This window comes from Anaerocolumna sedimenticola, from assembly GCF_009931695.1.
GTDB classification, from domain to species: Bacteria; Bacillota; Clostridia; order Lachnospirales; family Lachnospiraceae; genus Anaerocolumna; species Anaerocolumna sedimenticola.
The window spans coordinates 3,736,665-3,761,137 of the sequence record NZ_CP048000.1 but is presented as its reverse complement, the minus strand read 5'-3'; the positions used below and the strand labels follow the sequence as shown (position 1 = coordinate 3,761,137).

The 24,473-nt window shown below is 34.9% G+C and carries 25 protein-coding genes and 1 pseudogene; all 26 read right to left on the bottom strand.

Annotation, left to right across the window (positions count from 1 at the left end):
• Nucleotides 1–38 precede the first annotated feature (38 nt).
• Nucleotides 39–878, bottom strand: coding sequence for a peptidoglycan editing factor PgeF (gene pgeF / locus Ana3638_RS16685; RefSeq protein ID WP_161839046.1), 840 nt, complete (start codon nucleotides 876–878; stop codon nucleotides 39–41).
• A gap of 152 nt (nucleotides 879–1,030) precedes the next feature.
• A complete protein-coding gene (locus Ana3638_RS16680; RefSeq protein ID WP_161839045.1) occupies nucleotides 1,031–1,387 on the bottom strand; it encodes a YraN family protein in 357 nt (118 codons plus the stop codon).
• A gap of 3 nt (nucleotides 1,388–1,390) precedes the next feature.
• The gene (locus tag Ana3638_RS16675; RefSeq protein ID WP_161839044.1) at nucleotides 1,391–1,714 is read right to left on the bottom strand and encodes an EscU/YscU/HrcU family type III secretion system export apparatus switch protein; all 324 of its coding nucleotides are present in this window, start codon (nucleotides 1,712–1,714) and stop codon (nucleotides 1,391–1,393) included.
• Between the two features lie 63 nt (nucleotides 1,715–1,777).
• A complete protein-coding gene (locus Ana3638_RS16670; protein WP_202621505.1) occupies nucleotides 1,778–2,536 on the bottom strand; it encodes a ribonuclease HII in 759 nt (252 codons plus the stop codon).
• Between the two features lie 18 nt (nucleotides 2,537–2,554).
• A complete protein-coding gene (gene lepB, locus Ana3638_RS16665; protein WP_330587622.1) occupies nucleotides 2,555–3,181 on the bottom strand; it encodes a signal peptidase I in 627 nt (208 codons plus the stop codon).
• A pseudogene (ylqF, locus tag Ana3638_RS26850) lies at nucleotides 3,178–4,033 on the bottom strand (ribosome biogenesis GTPase YlqF). The gene lepB (Ana3638_RS16665) and the pseudogene ylqF overlap by 4 nt, the downstream one beginning before the upstream one ends.
• 66 nt (nucleotides 4,034–4,099) lie before the next feature.
• Nucleotides 4,100–4,735: a signal peptidase I gene (gene lepB, locus Ana3638_RS16655; protein WP_161839043.1), complete on the bottom strand. Its 636-nt coding sequence runs from the start codon at nucleotides 4,733–4,735 to the stop codon at nucleotides 4,100–4,102.
• Between the two features lie 111 nt (nucleotides 4,736–4,846).
• On the bottom strand, nucleotides 4,847–5,194 hold the full coding sequence (gene rplS, locus Ana3638_RS16650; protein ID WP_161839042.1) for a 50S ribosomal protein L19: 348 nt from the start codon (nucleotides 5,192–5,194) through the stop codon (nucleotides 4,847–4,849).
• Nucleotides 5,195–5,412: 218 nt separating this feature from the next.
• A complete protein-coding gene (trmD, locus tag Ana3638_RS16645) occupies nucleotides 5,413–6,243 on the bottom strand; it encodes a tRNA (guanosine(37)-N1)-methyltransferase TrmD (RefSeq protein ID WP_161839041.1) in 831 nt (276 codons plus the stop codon).
• 14 nt (nucleotides 6,244–6,257) lie between these two features.
• The gene (rimM, locus tag Ana3638_RS16640) at nucleotides 6,258–6,764 is read right to left on the bottom strand and encodes a ribosome maturation factor RimM (RefSeq protein ID WP_161839040.1); all 507 of its coding nucleotides are present in this window, start codon (nucleotides 6,762–6,764) and stop codon (nucleotides 6,258–6,260) included.
• 180 nt (nucleotides 6,765–6,944) lie between these two features.
• Entirely contained in the window at nucleotides 6,945–7,175 is a 231-nt protein-coding gene (locus tag Ana3638_RS16635; protein WP_161839039.1) for a KH domain-containing protein, read from the bottom strand.
• A gap of 77 nt (nucleotides 7,176–7,252) precedes the next feature.
• Nucleotides 7,253–7,498, bottom strand: coding sequence for a 30S ribosomal protein S16 (gene rpsP / locus Ana3638_RS16630; RefSeq protein WP_161839038.1), 246 nt, complete (start codon nucleotides 7,496–7,498; stop codon nucleotides 7,253–7,255).
• 250 nt (nucleotides 7,499–7,748) lie between these two features.
• Nucleotides 7,749–9,098 (bottom strand): signal recognition particle protein, encoded by a 1,350-nt coding sequence (gene ffh / locus Ana3638_RS16625; protein WP_161839037.1) that lies wholly within the window; start codon nucleotides 9,096–9,098, stop codon nucleotides 7,749–7,751.
• Between the two features lie 90 nt (nucleotides 9,099–9,188).
• The gene (gene ylxM / locus Ana3638_RS16620) at nucleotides 9,189–9,533 is read right to left on the bottom strand and encodes a YlxM family DNA-binding protein (protein ID WP_202621643.1); all 345 of its coding nucleotides are present in this window, start codon (nucleotides 9,531–9,533) and stop codon (nucleotides 9,189–9,191) included.
• A 110-nt stretch (nucleotides 9,534–9,643) separates the two neighbouring features.
• The gene (locus tag Ana3638_RS16615) at nucleotides 9,644–10,249 is read right to left on the bottom strand and encodes a GNAT family N-acetyltransferase (RefSeq protein WP_161839035.1); all 606 of its coding nucleotides are present in this window, start codon (nucleotides 10,247–10,249) and stop codon (nucleotides 9,644–9,646) included.
• 101 nt (nucleotides 10,250–10,350) lie between these two features.
• Nucleotides 10,351–11,070, bottom strand: a complete 720-nt coding sequence (locus tag Ana3638_RS16610) for a TrmH family RNA methyltransferase (RefSeq protein WP_161839034.1) — start codon at nucleotides 11,068–11,070, stop codon at nucleotides 10,351–10,353.
• A gap of 309 nt (nucleotides 11,071–11,379) precedes the next feature.
• Entirely contained in the window at nucleotides 11,380–12,792 is a 1,413-nt protein-coding gene (locus Ana3638_RS16605) for an oxaloacetate decarboxylase subunit alpha (RefSeq protein ID WP_161839033.1), read from the bottom strand.
• Between the two features lie 247 nt (nucleotides 12,793–13,039).
• Complete coding sequence (locus Ana3638_RS16600) at nucleotides 13,040–13,456, bottom strand: acetyl-CoA carboxylase biotin carboxyl carrier protein subunit (protein WP_161839032.1); 417 nt, start codon at nucleotides 13,454–13,456, stop codon at nucleotides 13,040–13,042.
• A 92-nt stretch (nucleotides 13,457–13,548) separates the two neighbouring features.
• Nucleotides 13,549–13,953, bottom strand: coding sequence for an OadG family protein (locus Ana3638_RS16595; RefSeq protein ID WP_161839031.1), 405 nt, complete (start codon nucleotides 13,951–13,953; stop codon nucleotides 13,549–13,551).
• A gap of 52 nt (nucleotides 13,954–14,005) precedes the next feature.
• Complete coding sequence (locus Ana3638_RS16590) at nucleotides 14,006–15,439, bottom strand: acyl-CoA carboxylase subunit beta (protein WP_161839030.1); 1,434 nt, start codon at nucleotides 15,437–15,439, stop codon at nucleotides 14,006–14,008.
• A gap of 153 nt (nucleotides 15,440–15,592) precedes the next feature.
• Nucleotides 15,593–16,192: a regulatory protein RecX gene (locus Ana3638_RS16585; protein WP_161839029.1), complete on the bottom strand. Its 600-nt coding sequence runs from the start codon at nucleotides 16,190–16,192 to the stop codon at nucleotides 15,593–15,595.
• A gap of 153 nt (nucleotides 16,193–16,345) precedes the next feature.
• A complete protein-coding gene (gene recA, locus Ana3638_RS16580; protein WP_161839028.1) occupies nucleotides 16,346–17,401 on the bottom strand; it encodes a recombinase RecA in 1,056 nt (351 codons plus the stop codon).
• A 518-nt stretch (nucleotides 17,402–17,919) separates the two neighbouring features.
• On the bottom strand, nucleotides 17,920–19,140 hold the full coding sequence (gene ilvA, locus Ana3638_RS16575) for a threonine ammonia-lyase (protein WP_161839027.1): 1,221 nt from the start codon (nucleotides 19,138–19,140) through the stop codon (nucleotides 17,920–17,922).
• Nucleotides 19,141–19,156: 16 nt separating this feature from the next.
• Nucleotides 19,157–20,080: a signal recognition particle-docking protein FtsY gene (gene ftsY, locus Ana3638_RS16570; protein WP_161839026.1), complete on the bottom strand. Its 924-nt coding sequence runs from the start codon at nucleotides 20,078–20,080 to the stop codon at nucleotides 19,157–19,159.
• 20 nt (nucleotides 20,081–20,100) lie between these two features.
• Entirely contained in the window at nucleotides 20,101–23,661 is a 3,561-nt protein-coding gene (gene smc / locus Ana3638_RS16565) for a chromosome segregation protein SMC (protein WP_161839025.1), read from the bottom strand.
• Entirely contained in the window at nucleotides 23,661–24,383 is a 723-nt protein-coding gene (gene rnc, locus Ana3638_RS16560; protein ID WP_161840594.1) for a ribonuclease III, read from the bottom strand. Before rnc ends, smc begins: the two co-directional genes overlap by 1 nt.
• Between the last annotated feature and the right edge of the window lie 90 nt (nucleotides 24,384–24,473).

Sequence of the window (24,473 nt, the reverse complement as noted above, 5' to 3'; positions counted from 1 at the left end):
AGTAATCAATCAATAAAAAATGTAATTTTCTTATTTTTCTATTCTTTAATCATTAAAAATGCCGCAAGAGTTCCCCGTTTTCCTTTCGTTGCACGGTGGGAAAATAATAAATCGCTGTTACACGAGGTACATACGGAAGAAATATGTATATTTTCTTCTTTTATACCGGCATCTAAGAAGATATGGCGGTTGGCCTGCCATAAGTTTAATTGATATTTACCATTACCTTTATCAAGCAGGATATCTTTTATTTGTTCCGAATTAAATTCTTTCTCAAATGCCTCTGCTACGTCTTCACTAACCTCATAACAGTCCATACATATGGACGGTCCGATTAACGCTATCACATCTTCCGGATTCGTATTGAAATTCTGTTTCATTGCCTTAAGGGTAACCTTACCCATTCTTTTTACAGTACCTCTCCAGCCGGAATGGCTTAAACCAATTGCTTTATTTTTCATATCTACGAAATATAAAGGAACACAATCGGCATAATAGGTAGCTAAAGTAATTCCGGGTTCATTTGTAATTAAGCCGTCAATCCCTTTATAGTCCCTCTTTTTAATTACACCTTTCCCTTTATCTTTTGCTGTTACCAAACGTACCTCTGTATTATGTACCTGATCTGTCGTAACTATATTCTCCGTTAAAAACCCGATACTCTCACTGATTCTTTTATAATTTGCCATTACATTATCAGAATCATCTCCGTTGCTGTATCCAAGGTTCATAGATTCATAAATACCTGAACTGACTCCACCCAGTCTGGTAGAAAAACCATGTCTTATAAAATCGATATGGGAAAAGCAGGGAAAAGTAATAAAAGGTGCAATTTTATCAGTGTTAAGTACTGCATATTCATTATTTTGAAATATCATAATAACCTCTTTCGATAATAATAATTAATTCTGTTATAGGTTCATACTGATGGTAATCTGCTGGGTGAATACAATTATTGCAGAAAGCATCAATTTTATACAAATATTATATATTTATAGGGAATTTTAGTTCCGATTTAAAAGATTTGGGACTAATAAATAGCTTCGAAAGCATTCTGAATTAAAGAGATTTCCTGATCTAATATATTCACCACATCAAAACGGCACGGGGTATCCGTTGGAATCCGTTTTAACATCATATAATAAAGTGCGGTATGGGTAATTTTTTTCATTTTGTATAAATCTACAGCTTCCTGCGGAAATCCTTTGGTAATATCCTTGCGGTATTTAACCTCTACAAAAACAAGATAACTTTTATCTTTTGCAATAATGTCAATTTCACCGGTTCTGCAGCTAAAATTCTGTTCCAGAATTAAATAACCGTTTTTCCTAAGAAAATCAGCAGCCATCTGTTCTTTTTGAGTTCCGACAGTCCGTTTATTATACATAAACTATTCCCCTTTCGGAAGTACCTTGGATTTAATGCGATCCATGTTATCAACAAATAATAGGATTTCGGATACAACGTCATATAATTCGGGAGGAATATAATCTCCTACGTCTAATTTAGAGAGCGTAGCAGCTAATTGCTCATCTTTATGTACCGGAATTTTATTCTCATTTGCCTTCCTAAGGATTTTATCCGCCAAATATCCTTTCCCTGTAGCAATTATTTTAGGCGCGGCTTCATCAGGATTATATCCTAATGCAATTGCAGTTTTATTCTTTGGATTGGTATTTTTTTTATTCTGAAATTGATTAAAGCTTTCAGCCATTTACCTTGCTCCTTTGTTTATCTTATTAATCGGAATATGTAATATTACTGTATAATTTCCAACCTAGAAGAAGTTTTTAATAAAACTTAATCTATGGATAGGGGCAGGTCCTAACCTTTTTAATACTTCAATATGTTCTTTAGAACCGTAACCTTTATTAGAAGCGAAATCATACTGAGGAAAGATACTGTCATAAGCAACCATTAAACGATCCCTGGTTACTTTCGCGATAATACTGGCAGCTGCAATCGATATGCTTTTAGCATCCCCTTTAATGATTGGTACCTGTTTTATAGCTACTTCCGGTATAGTAACCGCATCGTTAAGTAATATCTCCGGTTTCACGGACAGATTGGCGACAGCCTGACGCATAGCCTCATACGTTGCCTGTAATATGTTTATTTCATCGATTTTGGAGGGCGGAACACTTCCTACCCCTACCGCTACCGCCTGCTCCATGATTAAATCGTATAATTCTTCCCTTTTTTTCTCTGATAACTGCTTGGAATCATTGATATAAAGTATATTGCAATCTTTGGGGAGAATTACCGCCGCTGCTACAACCGGGCCTGCCAAAGGACCTCTTCCAACTTCATCAATGCCGCAAATGTACGTATATTCATTATATTTATTCTCATATACTCTCATTTGTTCCATTCTTTTTTGCTCGTTTAACAGTTTCTCTCTTTCCCTGTCAAATTTCTGAATTAATTTTATAACACCGGTACGGGTGTCAGATCTATACTTATTGATAATATCGTCAAGTTTACTTGTATCCGTTAATTCTAATTCATTTTTAATATCGCTAATTTTAATATCCAAAGTAATTCTCCCTTTTCCTTAGTGATTTAAGAAACCAAACCGATTCAGCGGCCACACGCGAATCCATGCTTTACCTATTATTGCTGATTTGGAAATATTACCGACTTCAGGATCCCTGCTGTCCATACTATGATTTCGATTATCTCCTAAAACGAAGTATTCCTTATCGCCAAGTATAATAGGTTTTACTGCTATTCCTTCTCTGTCAAGGGAAATCTCTTCTTTACCATAGTGTTCATTCAGTAATTTATTATTAATGTATACTTTTCCGTCAATTATCTGGACTGTCTCTCCCGGCAGTCCAATGATTCTTTTAATATAAAATACATCTTTTGTATCATCCACGGGAAATACAACAATATCAAAACGATGAGGTTTCATAAAATGATAAGATAACTTATCTACTATTAAATTATCCTGATTCGAAAGTGCATTCTCCATGGACCTGCCAAGAACCTGTGTTCTTTGACCGACAAAATGCAAGATTAAAAATGTTGAAAGAAAAACTAATATGATATAAAACAACATATGCAGACTCTCTGAAGCGATTCTCTTTGCTTTCCCACTATTACTGCTCTCGTTCAATTCTAAATTTTGCTGTTCTAACACACAACCACCGCTTTCTAACCATTTGGGTCTAGTCATTCAGTATCAGAATTCTCCGGAAATTCTAAAGTTATATTACCTAATCTTCCATTTCTAAAGTCATCCATAACAAAACCGGCTGCTTTATTTAAGTCTAATTCACCGCCCTTAATTCTGCAAGCTCTTTTTTCAGCAATCCGGCTTAAAGTTTCTATGGCTGAATCGCCCTCTACAATCCCGTAACGTCCTGCCAGGCAACCCTTGTAGTTATTTAATAAAAAGCTTATTAATTCTATGGACAGTTCATAAATATTCAGTATTTCTTCTCTGATTGATCCAATAAATGCCAGTCTTAAACCAACAGCCTGATCTTCAAATTTAGGCCATAAAATACCAGGGTATCTAATAACTCTATATTTTTATTTATTTTAATCCATTGTTTCCCTTTTGTTACACCCGGTTTATTACCGGTTTTTGTAGCTGCTTTACCTGCTATGCTGTTAATGAAAGTTGATTTACCTACATTGGGAATACCTACGACCATAGCGCGAAGGGGCGGTTTAATATACCTCTTTTCCTGTCTCTTTCAATTTTTTCTTTACAGGCATGCTGAACAACATCATTTACTTTCCTGACGCCATTTCCGTTTTTAGAATTTACCAGAGTGACAAAATAACCCTGACTTTCAAAATATGTCTTCCAATTATCTGTATGGTTTTCATCAGCCAGATCATATTTATTTAATAAAATAACTCTTGATTTATTCTTTGCCATTTCATCGATATCAGGATTTTTACTGCTAAACGGAATCCTTGCATCAACCAGTTCTATAACAACATCCACTAATTTCATATCTTCCTGCATCATACGTTTTGCTTTTGTCATATGACCGGGGTACCATTGGAAATGCATTCACATTCCTCCTTACTATTGGTATTGGTTCTATTTGTCAGTTAATTTCTATTATTTTCTATTAATTTATTCCTCTTTTGTAGTTTCTTCACTTGTTTCTAAAGAATTGTTCCCGCTTGAACTATTTTTATTGTGTATATTATTTATAAAACCAAAATTATTGGTACGAATCCAAGCTTTACCAACGATGTCATCAAATAATATATTTCCAATGTTGGCAAACCGGCTGTCTTCACTGTTATTCCGGTTATCGCCTAATACAAAATATTCATTATCATCAAGCTTAATTTCTTCAGCAGCAAGCCCGCTGTTTTTAATTGATTCCGTAATAACGGGCTCTGAAAGAATTTCACCGTTAATACGAATATGTCCGTTTTCAATAAGAATCTTCTCTCCCGGAAGACCGATAATCCTTTTAATATTAAAATAACTATGTTCTTTATTCGTTTGTTTAAATACAATTACGTCAAACCGTTTTGGTTTTGCAATTTTATATGCAAATTTATTAATAATAATTTTATCCTGATCTTTCAAGGTTGTTTCCATGGACTCACCTAACATGGTGGTTTTTTCTAAGGCATAATTTACTATGAGATAAGCTAATGCTACAACTATAACAATTTCAATGATCCAAATGATGATACTAACGATAATTTTTTTAACTAACGGTTTCTTACTATCTCTGTCAAAATCAAATTCCATATCTAAACTCCTATAAAACTAACGGACAGGTCAGTTTACTTTCCTATGTTAAAAAAGGGACAATACCTAAGTAGTTGTCCCTTCTCGTTTTTTTGTTCATTCTGTAATGAATTATTTTACGATTTCTTTAACTTTTGCTTTCTTACCTACTCTATTACGTAAATAAGTTAACTTAGCTCTTCTAACTTTACCATGTCTGATAACTTCGATCTTCTCTACACTTGGAGAATGTAACGGCCATGTTTTTTCAACACCGATACCGTTAGATGATTTTCTAACTGTAAAAGTTTCTCTTGCGCCACCGTTTTGTCTTTTTAATACGGTACCTTCAAAGATCTGAGTTCTTTCGCGGTTACCTTCTTTTACTTTAGCATATACCTTTACAGTATCGCCTACGTTAAAGCTAGCTATGTCTTCTTTGAGCTGAGCAGCTTCAATGTTCTTAATAATATCGTTCATTTTGTGACCTCCTTAATATTTAGATGTTCTTAATACCTTGCCTGTCGGATATGTAATACCCTGTCCTAAAATTAGAAAAGCGGTGTATCAGAGGACCATCCCATCTCACAACATCTTACTTTAACATATTCATTTATAGATTGCAAGTATTTTATTATAATATTTCCAGATATATTTTTATCTTACACAAAATATCCAGTATTTATACAATATAAATTTTAATCCGCCTGTTTATTCAGGTAATCATGCAAAAACTTCTTTTCTTTACTGGTAAGCACTGCCTTTTCCAGTAGATCAGGTCTTGTGTTAGCTGTGCGAAGTATGGATTGTTGTTTTCGCCATTCTTCAATTTTGGCATGATGGCCGGACAATAGAATTTCCGGAACGGATCTTTCCATAAAAACTTCCGGTCTTGTATATTGGGGATATTCTAATAAATTATCCTGAAAAGATTCAAATTCGGCAGATACATCGTTATTTAATACTCCCGGTACTAATCTGGCAATGGCATCAATCATAACCATAGAGGGCAATTCCCCTCCTGTCAGAACATAATCTCCGATAGATACATAATCCGTAACAATCATTTCTAGAATCCGTTCATCAATTCCCTCGTAATGACCGCATAAAAAGATTAAGTCCTCATCTTTCGCAAATTCCTCTGCCATCGTTTGATTAAATACCCGTCCCTGGGGTGTTAAATAAATAACTCTGGTCTTCTTCGTGTTTGTTTTTAAGGTATTTGAATCATTTATATCTTCATGCCCCGTAATATTGATTCCACCGGTGAATTCAGCTGTATTTTTCTCGTTGCGGATTAATTCTTCAACATATTGGTGCGCACGGTAGACCGGACCGGGTGCCATAACCATACCGGCACCGCCGCCGTAGGGATAATCATCCACCCTATTATGTTTGTTTTCTGAAAAATTACGGATATCAACCGTTTTAAGCGACAAAAGTCCTTTTTCCAAAGCCCGTCCAATTATACTTGTATTAAGTCCCTGCTCTATCATTTCCGGAAATAAAGTTAAAACATAAAAATTCATGAGAAACTCCTTCCTTATAGTAAACCGGGTAAAACATGAACTTTAATGATTTTATTGGTAACATCTACGTCTAAGATACATTCCTTAATAGACGGCAATAAAATTTCTTTGCCTTCTTTTGTTTTTACAATATATACATCATTTGCTCCTGTTGTCATTACTTCCGTTAATTCACCTAATTCAGCTTCATCTTCCGTAATCACTTTAGAACCTATGATATCATATATAAAGTATTCGTCATCTTCGAGCTTAACTGCATTTTCTCTGGTTACAAGCAAGTCTTTACCTTTATATTTTTCTATGTCATTTATATTATCAATTCCCTTGAATTTAAGAATAGCCTGCTGTTTAAAGAATTTCACACCTTCTACTTCAAGTTCTAACTGTTCTTTTCCTGTATCTAATATTACATGTTTTAAATATTTGAATCGATTGATATCGTCAGTTGTAGGGAAAACCTTTACTTCACCACGGATACCATGGGTGGAGGATATTACTCCAACTCTTAAATACTCGTTCATTACGGCTCCAATCTGTTCCTGATTTATTATTTATATGACAAAACAAGAACCCATGCCGAAAAGGCTAGTCTGATAAGACTGGGTTCTTGTAAAATATAACGGAACCTTTAAAAAGAATTCCGTAATTAAACAAAGCTTCTGCTCTAGCATTCGACCTTTGTTTTTTAGTTGGGAAATTATTTATTGTAGTATCTCGACTACAACTTTTTTATCATCCTTTGTAGCTGCTGCTTTAACAACTGTACGAATGGACTTTGCAATACGGCCTTGTTTTCCAATGACTTTTCCCATATCTTCAGGGGCCACTTTCAATTCAACAATAATAGACTTATCGGTTTCCTTCTCAGTTACAACAACTTCTTCAGGGTGATCAACGAGTGATGTAGCAATTACTTTAACTAATTCTTTCATTACTCTTCACCTCCACTGGAATGTGAAATGCATAGTACAAAACGGTACGATTCTTTGTAGCAACTAATCCGTAAACATTATTTTGTAATGCCTGCTTTTTTAAATAAATTACCAACTGTTTCAGTAGGTTGAGCACCATTTGATAACCATTTTTTAGCTGCTTCTTCATTAATATTGAAAGCGCTTGGTTCCTGAGTTGGATCATAAGTACCAATCTCTTCAATAAATTTACCATCTCTTGGTGATCTGGAATCAGAAACTATGATTCTATAGAAAGGAGCCTTTTTTTGTCCCATTCTCTTTAATCTAATTTTTACTGCCATTGTATTCACCTCCTTAAATTAATATCTCTTAATATACATTATATATTAAGTCTCTATTGTAAAAGTTATAACAAATAGTTTGTATAACATACAACCATGTCAAAGCGGATATTCTTAGGTCCGCTACGTACTTGCTCATAACCTTACACCTGCTACGCAGGCATTTCAGTCGGAGCTCTGCCTCCGACTGAAACAAGTAAGTCCAAACCCCACTGCTTACGCTTTGTAAACGGTGTACTTACTTGTAAGGTTAAAATCCAAAGGGCAACTTAAATTTTCCTCTTTTTGCTCCCTTGCCGCCCATCATGCCGGAAAATTGCTTCATCATCTTTTTCATCTGTTCGAATTGTTTCACTAGCTTATTTACTTCACTGATATCAACTCCGGCACCTTTTGCAATACGTTTTTTTCTGGATGGATTAATAATATCCGGATTCGCGCGTTCTGCCTTAGTCATGGAATAAATAATTGCTTCAACACCGGAAAGAGCATTTTCGTCAATTTCCGTATCTTTTAATCCACCGCCCATACCGCCGGGCATCATCTTTAATATATCACCGATGCCGCCCATTTTTTTAATCTGCTGCATCTGTTCTAAGAAATCATTAAAGTCAAATTCGGCTTTTTTGATTTTCTTCTCTAATTGTCTTGCTTTATCCTCATCAAAATCTATCTGAGCTTTATCAATTAATGTCAGAATATCTCCCATCCCTAAGATTCTGGAAGCCATACGGTCCGGGTAAAATTGTTCCAAATCGGATAATTTTTCACCCATACCGACATATAGAATCGGTTTGCCGGTTACGGCACGAATGGAAAGAGCCGCACCACCTCTGGTATCACCGTCTAATTTTGTTAAAATTACACCATCGATACCTATTTTATTATTAAACATCTCCGCAACATTTACAGCATCCTGTCCGGTCATGGAGTCAACTACTAAGATAGCCTGATGTACGTTAACATTTTCTTTGATCTCAATTAACTCGTTCATCATATCTTCATCGATATGAAGCCGTCCGGCTGTATCTAAAATAACAACATTATAATTATTTTTAGCAGCATGTTCAATAGCGGCTTTTGCTATATTAACCGGTTTATGTTTATCACCCATGGTGAATACGGGAACACCCTGTTTATCTCCGTTAATTTGAAGTTGTTCAATTGCCGCCGGTCTGTAAATATCGCAAGCTGCTAATAATGGCTTTTTACCTTTGGATTTAAATTTGCCTGCTAGTTTTGCTGTTGTAGTGGTTTTACCTGCACCCTGAAGTCCGCACATCATAATTACGGTTATTTCATTACCGGGTTTGAAAGATATTTCAGTGGTTTCTGAACCCATCAGATTAACCATCTCTTCATTAACAATCTTTATTACCATCTGTCCGGGAGTTAAACTTGACATAACATCCTGACCGACTGCTCGCTCCTGAACGGATTTTATAAAATTCTTAACAACCTTAAAGTTAACATCTGCTTCCAGCAAAGCCATCTTTACTTCTTTTAAAGCAGTAGCAACATCTGCTTCCGATAAACGACCTTTGCCTCTCAGGTTCTTAAATACATTCTGTAGTTTTTCGGATAGGCTATCAAATGCCATGTACAACCTCCTGATTATTATCACATCTCAAAATTGAGAATACAACTTTATTAAAATTTACAATAATAGTTACGTTGATTTCGTGGTAAGCTATAAATCTTTTAATATTTTATCCGATATCATAATTATTTCTTCCAGACAGTTATGATTTTTACTTTCCATCATTTGCTCCGAAATTTCTTTAATTCGGTTTACCTTTTCTTTTGTCTCTTCAAACTTCTTTACCAGACAAAGTTTTTCTTCATAATCCTTCAACTGTCTGCTGCAGCGTTTTACGATATCAAATACTCCCTGCCTGCTGATGCCTTGATCTTCTGCTATCTCACTTAAGGATAAATCATTAAGTATATAATCTTCAAATACGTGTTTATTATGGCTTTTTAACAATTCACCGTAGAAATCAAATAAAATCGAAAGTTCCACTTTTTCTTTCAGTTTATCGTCCATAACCATATCTTCCATTTCAGCACCACCTGTAAAGCATTTTTCTTTACAGGTGATAGTATAACTTTTTTTCTAGGGTTTGTCAAGTTATTTTCTTGTCATTATTGTTTAGTTGTCACTATCTTTTTTACTGCAATCTCATATTCATTTTCCAGAAATTTTTTATCAATTTTATGTATAGGTATTACCGGGGCGGGTTCTCCTATAGTTTCTTTCAACCTTTTTTCCATTACTAACAGATGACGCCATTTTCCCAATTTATAGGCAGTATTATAATATGTTCCTACTTCCGTAAATCCATATTTTTTATGCAGGGCAACACTGCTTTCATGAGGAATACATATTAAGGAGTAAATATTATAGATTCCCTGCTGTTCAACAATATGAAACAATGCCTCATATAATGCGGTTCCTATTCCTCTTCGATGATATTTTTCGTTTAAATAAACAGAACACTCACAATCCCAACCAAAAGCTGCTCTTTCCAGGTGAGGTGAACAATAAGCATATCCGGCGATTTCTCCATCAATTAAACATACCAGCCATGGAAATTTATCCATAACATTCTTCATACGTTCACGAAAAACCTCAACCGGAACTTTATCATATTCAAAAGTAATAACTGTATTTAGGATGTAAGGTTCATATACTTTATATACTTCCTCAGCATCTTCTAATTTTGCCATACGTATGGTAATCCGGCTCATTTTATCTCCTATTTTTATAGATTCTATAAAATATTAAAGAAATTTAATATTTATAGAACTGTTTTATTTTTATTTTGTATCATAGCAAAATTCTATTACTTCTATTTACCTTGATGCGTAAATAGAAAAGTTCCAATTCCTACTGCAATGGTTATATTTAATGAGTCCACCTCCGGAGATTGGGGAATACATATACTTGTTCCTTCCTTTAGAAAAGAATCATCTAATCCGGTAGCTTCGTTACCAAAAACAAGGGAAAACAACTCTGTTTTAGGACAATTTTGTATTTCCAAAGTATTCGTTCCGTTAAGCATAAAAGTAAACACATCTTGTTTAGGATATAATTCCCTATATTCCTTAAAAGAATCAAAATGTTGATGTCTTAACTTAAAAAGAGCACCCATGGAGGACCGTATTGTTTTAGGATTAAATATATCTGCACATGGTGAAATTAAAGCTATATCCTGAATACCCATGCCCACTGCAGTACGTATAATAGTACCCAAATTACCCATATTACTTGGATTAACCAGAACAATATGAGATTTGTTTTGGTCAAGGGTACATTCATATTTATCAAATACTCCTATAACAAAACAATTCTCTTTATCACTAATTTTTCGGAATAATTTATCATCCGTTAATACCGGTATTTTATATTTATTACATAAGTGGACCAAACTTTCCCGATCCGTAAAAGTAGAATGTAAATATACTGCCTGTACCAATTCTGGATGACTTTTTATTAATTCAAACGTTGGAAAAGCTCCTAAGGTGTAAGAATAATCCACACCTTTTTTATATGGTTTAATTTGTTCCATATACCATCCTCCGAATTCTTATTACAAAAGATACATTAAATATCATTATTCATAAGTCATTATTTTATCCTACTATAGTAATCTATTTTTTAATATAAGTAAATAGTATCATTGGTTTTAAATCTACATTTTTTATATTTAGATTTCGTTTAATAATCTTTCCAATAGTTAACATAATATTTTTATGTATACCTATAATGCATGTCATTTATTTAACCATAATCAAAATATAATATATATTAAAAGTTTCAGGGCAAATCTCATTTTGTTGAAATTTGCCCTGAAACTATTGTAATTCATTAACTTATATTAAACCGGATAAGCCTTATTTTGTGTATCCGCAGCAGATAAATCTACTTTTGTTTTCTGTGCCTGACGATACTTAAAGAATTCTGTTGCAACCTGAGGGAATAACGCATAGGATAATACATCTTCATCCTGTTCTTTCCACTGTTCCATTTCTTTTTCAATGGTTTTTAATTCAGGTTTTAAAAGGTCAGCCGGACGGCAGGTAATCGGTTTTGCATCTCCGATAACTTTCTTTTGTACCTCAGGATCAAAAGGTTTAACGGTACGTCCATATTCTCCTGATAATACAGCTTTTGTCTCTTTCGTTACCATCTTATAACGTTCACCGGCGATAACATTAAGTACAGCCTGAGTACCAACGATCTGGCTGGATGGAGTTACCAACGGAGGTTCACCAAAGTCTTTACGTACTCTAGGTATTTCTCTTAATACATCATAGTATTTATCTTCCGCTTTTTGTTCCTTTAACTGAGAAACGAGGTTGGATAACATACCACCTGGTACCTGATATAATAAAGTTTTAATATCAACGCCCATTACCTTAGGATTTAATAATCCTGTTTCTAATGCCTTATCTCTCATTGGTCTGAAGTAATCAGCGATCTCGGCAAGTAATTGCTGATCAAATCCGGTATCATATGGAGTTCCCTTAAAGGTTTCAACCATAACTTCAGTCGCCGGCTGACTGGTACCCATAGCAAACGGAGACATAGCGGTATCTATTATATCGCAACCAGCTTCAACTGCTTTCATATAAGTCATGGCAGCAACACCACTGGTATAATGAGTGTGGAGATCAATAGGAATACTTACCGCAGATTTAAGTGCGGTAATTAAACTGGTTGCTTCATATGGCACTAAGAGTCCGGCCATATCTTTTAAACAAATTGAGTTAGCACCCATATCTTCTATTCTCTTAGCCATATCAATATAATATTCTGTAGTATATGCATCCCCTAATGTATATGATATAGCAACCTGAGCATGACCTTTTTCTTTATTCGCAGCCTTTACAGCACATTCTAAGTTTCTTAAGTCATTTAATGCATCAAAAATTCTAATGATATCAATACCATTGGATATTGATTTCTGAACAAAATACTCTACCACATCATCTGCATAATGACGGTAACCTAATATATTCTGTCCTCTGAATAACATCTGTAATTTCGTATTTTTAAAACCAGCTCTTAATTTTCTGAGTCTTTCCCAAGGGTCTTCTTTTAAGAATCTTAAAGAAGCATCAAAAGTTGCGCCACCCCAGCATTCAACTGCGTGGTAGCCGACTTTATCCATTTTATCAATAATGGGAAGCATCTGTTCTGTTGTCATTCTTGTGGCAATTAAGGACTGATGTGCGTCACGTAATATAGTTTCGGTAATTTTTACCGGTCTTTTTGCTTGATCTGACATTCTTATACCTCCTGTTGTATAATTTTTACAATTTATTCAAGTCCTGGAAATTTAGAATTGATATAAATATTTTGATTAAATTAATTAAACTCCAAAAACAACAAGGAATGTGTATGTTAACATAATGAATTGGGTTATTCTAAAGTGTGTTGTTAAAGCATTAACAAAATACGTTCAAGAATAAACACTTGGTTTCATTACTGTAAATATATGCGCTGTATTATTAGAATTTAATTTAAACGATCTATTAATTTAAAGTAGCTAATAAAGTACTGGATTCTACCATATCACCACTGGAAACATTAATGCTTGCAACAGTACCGTCTTCAGGAGATACGATTTCATTTTCCATCTTCATGGCTTCTAAGATTAAAAGAACTTCACCGCGTTTTACGGTTTGTCCGACACTGGCTTTAATAGCCAAAATTTTACCTGGCATAGGAGCATTTACTTTAATATTTCCAGCTGAACCTTGAGGAGCTGCCGGTGCTGCTGCAGGAGCCGGTGCTGCTGCGGCTGGTGCTGGAGCCGGTGCTGCTGCTACTGGTGCCGGTGCTGCTGCTACTGGTGCTGCAACAGGAGCTGCCTGAAATGTACTTGTAAAACCTTCTTGTACTGTTACTTGATATGCTGTTCCATTAACGGTAATTGTGTAATTCTTCATATTTAATTTCCTCCTTGTGTTCCTTATAAATATTCTCTATTTACAAGCTAACTAAATTATTTATTCCTAATCCAATATTAAACATAAAACACTTATGCATTCTGCCATCTTTTATTATTCACTCGTCTTATTGACCTTACAACTAATCCGTCAGCAGGTGCTTCATCACCCATAGACGCCATAATTGCAGCGGTAATAACAGCTACTAATTCTGAATCATTAACTAAATTCTTACCATATACCGCATCAGCTGCTGAACTAACCGGTGCACTTACCACATTAGCCGTGTTAGTCGATGTTTGGTTTGAATTACCGGTTCCTAAATTTGTTATATATTTTAAAATTGATATCACACCAGCAATTACAATCAATGCTGCAAATACAATTCCCAATCCAACTAAAATATTTAATAATGGCTGTGGAATGCTATCTGCAAAATTTACATTGGAATTTGCTGCTAACGTGACGTTATTTAATTCTAAATGTAATAAACTCATATTTTGCTCCCATCTGCGCAACCTGCGCAAGTTATATCAGGGATGTGATTTACTATATAGTACCGTGTTTTTTACTTGGACGGCTTTCTCTTTTTGTAAATAACATCTCATATGCGTAAATCAAATGTTTTCTAGTTGATGCAGCGTCAATAATACTATCAACATAACCACGTTTTGCTGCAGCTACTGCACTGGATTGAAGTTCAGCATATTCAGCCGCTTTTGCTTCGATAGCAGAAGGATCTTTTTCATACATAATCTGGGCAGCTAGTTTAGCATCCATCATTCCTATTTCTGCACCCTCAAGAGCAAAAACAAGATCTGCGCCAATATGTTTGGAGTTCATGGTTAAATAAGCACTTCCATAAGCTTTACCAGTTATTACATTTACTTTCGGTACGGTTGCATTTGCAAATGCATAGGTAAGTTTTGCTGTTGCAATACCTATGGATTTTTCTTCTTCCATTGTAGCTCTATATCCTGTAACATTGGTAAAAGTTAAAATTGGTATATTAAAAGAATCACATAACTGAACAAACTTTTCTGCTTTATAACAACCTGCTGTTGTTAAGGATCCGTCAAATTTTTCTGTTACTTTACCATTCTCATCCAATACTTCTGTACGGTTTGCGATAGCACCTACTGTCATACCGTTAAGACGGATAAATCCTGTAACCATTTCCTTCGCATATTCAGCTTTTACTTCAAGGAAATAATTATTATCGGAAATTTTCTCTAAAGCAACGGCTGCGTCAGCGATTGCTGCGGAAAATTCAGGAACCAGTCTATTTAAGTCATCCGTACATTCATCATAAGATGCATCGTCTTCATTATTGGATGGTAAGATACTTACTAAATCCCTGACTGCTTCAAGAACAGCTGCGTCATCCTCTAAAATAAAGTCTACAGCTCCGGATTTTGATTGAAAATCAGCAGTAGCCGTATCAAGTTTCGATGTAAAATTACCCTCTATCGCATTTGGCGAATTAACAAATAATTTAGCGCCGTTTTTAGCCATAAATGAAAAATCACTTAAGGACGTCATTACTGCTGCTCCACCACCACAAGTACCAAGTACTGCTGTAATTTGTGGAATAACACCAGATGCTAAGGTTTGTTTTAAATAGATTTGTCCAAATCCGTCTAAGGCATCTGTTGCTTCTTGCAGTCTTAAACCGGCACAATCAATAATGCCAATGACCGGTGCTCCTACCTTAAGTGCTAAATCATAAATATGTGCTATTTTTTTTGCATGCATTTCTCCGATTGTTCCATTTAATGCTGATTTATCCTGACAGTATACATATACAAGATTACCGTCAATAACTCCATAACCGGTTATAACACCGTCAGCAGGAACCTCATTCTGCTGCAGATTAAAATCGGTACTTCTTCTTGTTATTAATGCACCGACTTCAACAAAACTATTGTCGTCAAGCAAAGAGTTTATTCTTTCTCTTGCTGACAATTGCGCTGTCGTATTCATTTTCTGCCCTCCGTTTTTCTATTTAGTAAAATTAAAATCAAATTTTCTGCCGATTATAAGTATATTCCTTTTTGCCAAAATTTCAATACTAAAATGTATAAAACTTCAATTTTGATTATATTTTAACAATATATAATTGTAATAAAATTAAGGTCATTCTATGCTATTTATATATTTTTTAATAGAATCCAATTGAAATCCTTTCCGATATAAACTGGAAATCAATTTAACTTTTTCTTCCTCAGGCAAATTATTAATGTCATGGGTTTTTTTCTTTATTGCTTTTTGTAATGCAGTGTCTTCATCTTCATATTCTTCACAAAAAGCCTGTTCAATATTCTCTTTCGTAACGCCCTTTTGAATTAGTTCCCCATAAATCTGACGTTTACTTTTTGTATCTTTTTTTGACCGTATATAACTAATGGCATATCTTAAATCATCGATATAATGATATTTTTTAATATATGTAATTACGTCAGATATAATATTATCCGTATAATCTGCCTGCTTTAATTTCAGAATTAATTCCTGTTCAGTCCGGTCCATATACTTTAATATAGCCAAAGCTTTCTGTTTCGCTCTTCTTAATATGACATTTATATAAATGTCCTGATAAACCAAATCAGATATTATATCTTTTTCTCCTAGCTGATAGACCATTAAATCCTTACGATACAGACAAAAATGGAATTCATTATCGATATAAACTTTTACTTTCCCTTTATCAATTTCTTCTAGTTTTGTGACTATCATTATATTCCTTTCTTTTTAACTATATCCAAAAGATATCAGTCTAGCATTATGAATAATGTATACCCATGCACACGAACCGGAGAAACCCGCTATGCCAAGTTTCTCCGGTTAAATAATTATATATGGAACGCAAATATCTTCTAAATATGCTTTCTAAATTATATCTTCAAATTTATTCTTTTTCCTCTGTGTTTTTAGAAAATCAGTTATATCATCGGCAATATTGTATTTATCACGCACTTTTTTATCAACTTCTGCAAAAATATCAGGATTGTCTTTTAAGAAAAGTTTAGCATTCTCACGTCCCTGTCCAATCTTGGCATCATTATATGCATACCATGCACCACTCTTGACTATGATATTCTCGTTAGCAGCCAGATCTAATACATCGCCCTCACGGGAAATTCCCTGTCCAAACATAATATCAAATTCAGCTTCTTTAAACGGAGGTGCAATCTTATTCTTAACAACTTTAATTCTTGTCCTATTACCTATTATATCTCCGCCTTGCTTCAGGGATTCAATTCTACGTACATCTAAACGTATGGATGAATAGAATTTCAAAGCTCTACCGCCTGTTGTCGTCTCCGGATTACCAAACATAACGCCGACTTTTTCACGGAGCTGATTAATAAAAATAACAATACAATTAGACTTGCTGATTACAGCCGTTAATTTTCTTAATGCCTGTGACATTAATCTGGCCTGCAAACCCACATGGGAATCCCCCATATCTCCGTCGATTTCTGCCTTAGGAACCAATGCCGCAACGGAGTCTACTATGATAATATCAACCGCTCCGGAACGTACCATCGTTTCGGTAATTTCCAAAGCCTGTTCCCCATTATCCGGCTGGGAAATATATAAATTGTCGATATCTACCCCAATATTCTTAGCATAAACAGGGTCGAGTGCATGTTCCGCATCAATAAATCCGGCAATTCCTCCCCTCTTCTGAACTTCTGCTACCATATGTAATGCTACTGTCGTTTTACCACTGGATTCCGGTCCATAGATTTCAATAATTCTACCCTTTGGAACACCGCCAAGGCCTAATGCAATATCCAAACTGATTGATCCGGTGGGAACTGTCTCAATATTCATGTGGGCAGCCGTATCCCCTAATTTCATTACAGATCCTTTACCATATTGTTTCTCTATCTGCGCTAATGCTGATTCTAATGCTCTTGTTTTATCTTCCTTTGACATAATTAATCTCCTTTACATTCACGAACTTATGTTCTTGTTATAATAATAACTGATTACCTGCTTTTTGTCAATAATGAATTCATTTGTACTCCCACATTGGATGTTGTGTCAATTATCTCATATTTGTTTTAATAAGTAGTTTTATGGGATTATATTGTGAAATAAAAAGAATTAAGTGTAAATAAAAATTGTAGATGTTTCATATCAGAATATAAAGACATATTAATTGTAGCATAGGATTATCTGCCTGTAAATATTTTCTTACAGGATTTTATAATGAAGTTATGCCAAAATATGATGTAGTTCTGGAAGATGTGGTTTATCTAAACGATTTAAAGAAAAATCGGAATTAACTGCCATATAGATTGATTTCACGCGAGTTAAAAAAATATTGTACCATTGTCTGGTCTTTATATAATTAAACAGGCAATGGTACAATTCTAAGTTATCATTAATCTGCTATTCATTTTTAATAATTTGCTACTTTAATAAAATATTATTGACAAGATGTCATACACTTATCGGTAAGTATTCTTTGGCTGAACAATCTTCGGATTATATCCTTTATCTTTTAAAGCTTTTACAATGGTATCTTTGTGTTCATGACCAAAGGCTTCCATGGTTATGGTTAATTCAACAGCGCTGTTTCTGTTTATACTTACAAACTGATTATGATCCAGACGGATAATATTTCCCTGATTTGCTGCAATGACACTGGAGACATTCACTAATTCACCCGGTCTGTCAGGTAAAAGAACGGATACGGTAAAGATACGGCCTCTCTGAATCAGTCCATGCTGAACAATGGAGGATACGGTTATTACATCCATATTACCGCCGCTAAGGATGGATACCACTTTTTTATTTTTGCAGTTTAAATGTTTTAAGGCGGCAACTGTTAATAATCCGGAATTTTCTACCACCATTTTATGGTTTTCAATCATATCAAGGAAGTTTACAATCAGTTCATGATCATCAATTGCAATTACTTCATCAATATTTTTCTGTATATAAGGGAATATTGTAGAACCAGGAGTTTTAACTGCAGTACCGTCTGCAATGGTTTCAACACTATGTAAGGTTACAACATGACCGGCTTTTAAGGATTCCTGCATACAGTTGGCGCCCATTGGTTCAACACCGATCACTTTAACATTCGGATTCAATAATTTAGCCAAAGTGGATACACCTGCTGCCAAACCGCCGCCGCCAATAGGTACTAATATAATATCTACCGTCGGAAGTTCTTTGAATATTTCCATCGCAATGGTACCCTGACCGGTTGATACAACTTCATCGTCAAAAGGATGAATAAAGGTATAACCTTTCTCTTCAGCTAATTTAAGTGCAAATTGACAGGCATCATCATAAACGTCACCCTTGAGGATAACTTCAGCCCCATAGCTTTTGGTCCTGTTTACTTTGATTAACGGTGTCGTTGTAGGCATTACAATGACAGCTTTCGCATTGTACATTTTAGCAGCATAAGCAACTCCCTGAGCGTGATTACCGGCAGAAGCTGTGATTAATCCTTTATTTCTGTCTTCTTCCGACAGGGTACTAATCTTATAATAAGCTCCACGTACTTTATAAGCTCCGGTAAATTGCATATTTTCCGGTTTCAGATATACCTTGTTGCCGGTGGAATCCGAAAAATAATCACTGTAAATCAGTTTTGTTCTCAATGTTACCTTTTTGACCGTTTCTGCAGCTTCTTCAAACTTATCCAATGTCATCATAATCTTTTGTCTCCTTTTAATTGAACAGCGCGTTTACAAAATCTTCTGCGTTGAATTTTTGCAAGTCATCAATATGTTCCCCTATTCCAATATATTTTACCGGTATGCCCAACTCCGATTGTATAGCAATCGCGATTCCGCCTTTCGCTGTACCGTCTAATTTAGTTAAAATAATACCGGTTATATCTGCAACTTCACTGAACTGCTTTGCCTGGGCAAGTGCATTTTGTCCGGTGGTCCCATCCAAAACTACCAAAGTCTCCCGGTAGGCATCCGGATATTCTCTGGTAATAACTCTGTCAATCTTCTTAAGCTCTTCCATTAAATTCTTTTTATTATGAAGCCTTCCGGCAGTATCACAAATTAAAACATCCGTATTACGTGCTTTGGCCGCGGTAACCGCATCGTAAATGACAGCAGCCGGGTCGGATCCCTCCTGTTGTGCAATAATTTCAACACCTGCGCGGTTTGCCCATTCCGTTAATTGTTCAATCGCCGCAGCACGGAAAGTATCGGCAGCTGCAACTAATATCTTTTTCCCTTTATCTTTTAACTGTCCGGCTAACTTACCTACCGAAGTAGTTTTACCTACTCCGTTAACTCCAATTAATAAAACGATGGATTTTCTATTCTCAAATTCATAGGCAGTTTCACTGACTTTCATCTGCTCCATAATGCTTTGGATTAATAAATCCTTACATTCTTTTGGTTCTTTTATCTTCTTCTCTTTTACTTTTCTTTTTAAGTCTTCAATTATAGCTCCCGTCGTATTAATACCCAGGTCTGCCATTATGAGTATTTCTTCCAGTTCTTCATAAAACTCATCGTCTATATTAGAAAATCCATTAAAAATGGACTCAATACCGGCAACAATATTATTTCTGGTTTTAGACAGACCGGCAACTAATTTACTGAAAAATCCTTTCTTTGTTTCTCCCATGGTATTACCCTCCTGTTACATTATTTATCTAAATCATTTTCTATTAAATTAACGGATACCAAAGTTGATACACCTTTTTCCTGCATTGTGATACCATATAAAATATCAGCTGCAGCCATTGTACCTCTTCTATGTGTGATGATGATGAATTGGGTATCTTTTGTTAATTTATGTAGATATTTTGCAAAACGCTTAACGTTTGAATCATCTAAAGCCGCTTCAATTTCGTCCAGCAGACAGAAAGGTGAGGGTTTTAAATTCTGTATGGCAAATAATAAAGAAATTGCAGTTAAAGCTTTTTCACCACCGGATAGCTGCATCATATTCTGCAGTTTCTTACCAGGCGGTTGGGAAGTTATAATAATACCTGCCTCTAAAATGTCTTCCTCTTCCGTCAATTCCAGCGTTGCTTTTCCGCCTCCGAATAATTCTTTAAAAACAGCATCAAACTGTAAGCGAATGGAATGAAATTTCTCTTCAAACTGTTTTCTCATTTCATCATCCAGTTCTTTAATAATTCCTAATAACGTTTCTTCTGCTTTTAATAAATCATCTCTTTGATTTTTTAAGAATGTATACCGTTCGGATAAATTCTTATAATCTTCAATGGCGTTAACATTAACATCACCAAGATTTTTAATTTTTCCTTTCATATCAGAAATATTCTTCTTGGCTTGAGGCATATTATCAACGGAATCCGATTTAAATTCCATTGCAGTATGAAGTGTAAGTTCATATTCTTCCCAGATATAATTTATTTTTTCATCACATTGTTCGGAAAGTTTTTCTAATTGATTTGTTAAACGAAATACCTCTTTATCCAAATCATTGATTTCTTTGGCTAATTCTTCTCTTTTCTGGAAGAAATTTTTATGATTTTTAGATATGTCCTCTTTAACCTCATTTAAACCTGTTATCTTACCTTCAAAATCCTTAGCCTGATTCGAGTATTTTTCTATCTCTGCTTCTGTATTTTTAATCTGCTCCTGTTTTTCATCTACTTGAACGGCTGCATCTTTCTTGTTAGCATTCAGCGTTGTTTCTTCTTCATAGAGTTTCTCTAATTCCCGTTTTATACGTTTGATGTGTTCCAACGTATTTTGATTTCGCTGTTCCAGAGCTGAAAAATCAACACGGATGGAAGCCCCTTTTTCAACTAGTTTATTTTCCAGAACTTTTTCTGATTCCAGTTTTTTATTAATTTCTTCTATTTTTGTTTCATTTTCTTTACTCTTTAACTCGTTTGATTGTAAGGATTCCTTTAATTTATTGATATTTCTATTTAATTCTATACTTTGTTGTTCAATTTCTTTTATTTCATTTGTAAATTCTTCGTAAATTACCTTACCTTCTTCTTTCTTTTTTAATTCCTGATTCAGATTCATTGTTATCGTATTCTGATTCAGATAAAAATCCTGTAAAGTAACTTTATTATTCTCTATCCGGTTTCTGGCGAGATTCCGTTCCTTCTTTTTATTTTCTTTTTCGGAATTCAACTTAAGTGTGGTACTTTCCAATTCCCGAACGGCTGCACCCAGCTCCTCTATTTCCCGGCGGCGGCTAAGTAAATTACTGGAATTTTTATATGCACCACCGGATAAGGAACCTCCTGGATTTAATAATTCACCGTCTAATGTGACAATTCTTAGGGTATAGTTATATTTTCTGGCTAATTTTAAAGCATGTTCAATATTATCGACAACAATACTCCTGCCCAGCAGGTTAGACATAAGCCCGCTGAATCTGGATTCGGTAACTACTAAAGTATTGGCAAGTCCTAATACACCGTCTTCTGATAATACTTTATCATTATTAATCATATCCCTGGCGGTAACACTGGTTAAAGGCAAGAAAGTTGCTCTGCCGAATTTATTAGTCTTTAAATACTCAATTAAACTTTTTGCTGTCTCTTCATTATCAGTAACAATATTTTGTATATTTCCGCCTAATGCGGTCTCAATTGCTGTCTCATATTTCGGTTCTACCTTGATAATATCAGCCACAACACCAATGATACCCGACTGGGCCTCTTTTCTTTCCATTACTTTCTTAATACTATTGCCATATCCTTCATACCGTTCGGTCAGGTTCCGTAAGGATTCCAATTTAGATTTTTCCTGATGGAACTTCTGCTGATTCTCTGTTATCTGCTTTGTGAATAGGTCTATTTCTTCCTGTAAAACCGTTACGGATGTTTCGAACTCTTTATTTTCTGAATCTATTGCCTTTATTTGCTCTTTTAGTTTCCGCAATTTTTCCTGTTGCTCGGATATAGCAATATCAATAAAAGCTTCTTCACTTTTATTTCGCAAAAGCTTCTGATTTAATTCCACCTTTTTGATATTATTTTGTTCCAATATGGTTTCATATCTTTGCAGGTTAGTTTTGATAGTTGAATTTTCACTAAGAAATTCAAAGATTTCACCATTACATTCTTCAATTTGTTTGGTGTAACCAGATATATTGAATCGAATATTCTCAAGTTCATTTGTAACGGCTGCTTGTTCCTCGTCTAATAAATCAAGCTTTGAATCAAGTTCTTTTTTTTCTTTAATATAACTTTCCTGTTCTTCTTTTCTTAACCTGATTTCATCGTTAATTGTCTGAATTCTTGACTCATAGTGCCTGTCATTTTGTTTAACAGACAGGATCTGCTCGTTTAAAACCTTTATTTTTCCTTCCTGTTTTTCTTTAGCCAGTTTACATTCACTTAAAGCGTTTTTATATTGTTCCAATTCCTCATTTATTTTTTCTATCTGTAATTCAAGTTTTTCATATTCTTCTTTTATATTTTCATAATTTTTATTACTGGTTAGTAAAGAGTCCTGAACAATCTTAATTTTATCTTCGATTTGTTTTTTGGATTCCTCCATTTTTTCATTTTCCAAAAGGAATAAGTTTACTTCCAGAATTCTCAATTGATCACGGAGCTTAAGATATTCCTTTGCGACAGCAGATTGTTGTTCCAAGGGACCTATCTGCTTTTCGATTTCAGACAGAATATCATTAATTCGATATAGATTTTGTTTCTCTTCTTCCAGGTTTTTTTCAGCCGTTTGTTTCCTTTTTTTGAATTTTACAATACCGGCTGCTTCATCAAAAAGTTCTCTTCTGTCTTCCGGTTTTCCGCTCAGAATTTTATCAATCTGACCTTGTCCAATGATAGAATAACCTTCTTTACCAATACCGGTATCCAGAAATAAGTCTTGCACATCACGCAGTCTGCAGCTATTTCCATTAATTAAATATTCACTTTCACCGGATCGGTAAACTCTTCTTGCTACTGTTACTTCATCAAATTCAATTGGCAGCTTATGATCTGAGTTATTAAGGGTTATAGCAACATAAGCATATCCCATGGACTTTCTGGTTTCCGTACCGGAGAATATAATATCCTCCATCTTGGCACCTCTTAACTGCTTTGCACTTTGCTCACCTAAAACCCAGCGAACGGCATCCGCAACATTACTTTTGCCGCTGCCGTTTGGCCCTACTATACCTGTAATACCATCGTGAAACTCAAATGTTATTTTATTGGCGAATGATTTAAAGCCATGAACCTCAATGCTTTTTAAATACATTATTTTTCCCCCGACAGTATAGATTTTTTCTTATTCATTTTAATAATGGATTGATATGCCGCTTCCTGTTCGGCAGCTTTTTTCGTTCTTCCGACACCAATTCCAAGCTGAATATCATTTACAAGAGCAACCACCGTAAATTGCTTGTTATGATCCGGGCCTTCTTCCTTAATTAATTCATAAGATAACTGTTCTTTGTATTCACTCTGAACAATTTCCTGTAAGATAGTCTTGCTATCAAAAAAGAGCTTTTTATTTTCAACATCTGCTAATATATAGTTGCAGATAAACTCTTTTGCATTAGTAAAACCACCGTCTAAATAAATAGCACCGATTATGGCTTCCATGGCATCAGAAAGGATTGATAACCGCTCGCTGCCTCCTGTTGCGGCTTCCCCTTTACCAAGATGAATATAATTACCGACTTTTATATCCCGGGCACAGGCTGCCAAAGTCTGCTCACATACTAATCTGGCTCTTAACTTAGTCAGATCCCCCTCCGGCATTTTCGGATTTTGTAGATACAGAAATTCACTGGTAACTAATTCCAACACAGCATCCCCAAGAAATTCCAGTCTCTCATTATTCTCAAGCTTGCTCATACGCTTTTCATTAGCATAAGAGCTGTGGGTCAATGCATGTTTTAATATTTTTCTGTCATTAAATTTATAATTGATTGTTTCCTCAAAAACCTTTAGCTTTTCTAAGCCGGCCTCTTCCATTCGTTTCATGTTATTCCTCCTTTCAATTCATTATAGATTATTAGGTAATTGCAAAACATTATTATAGCAAAAGTTAAATTGTTTCGCATT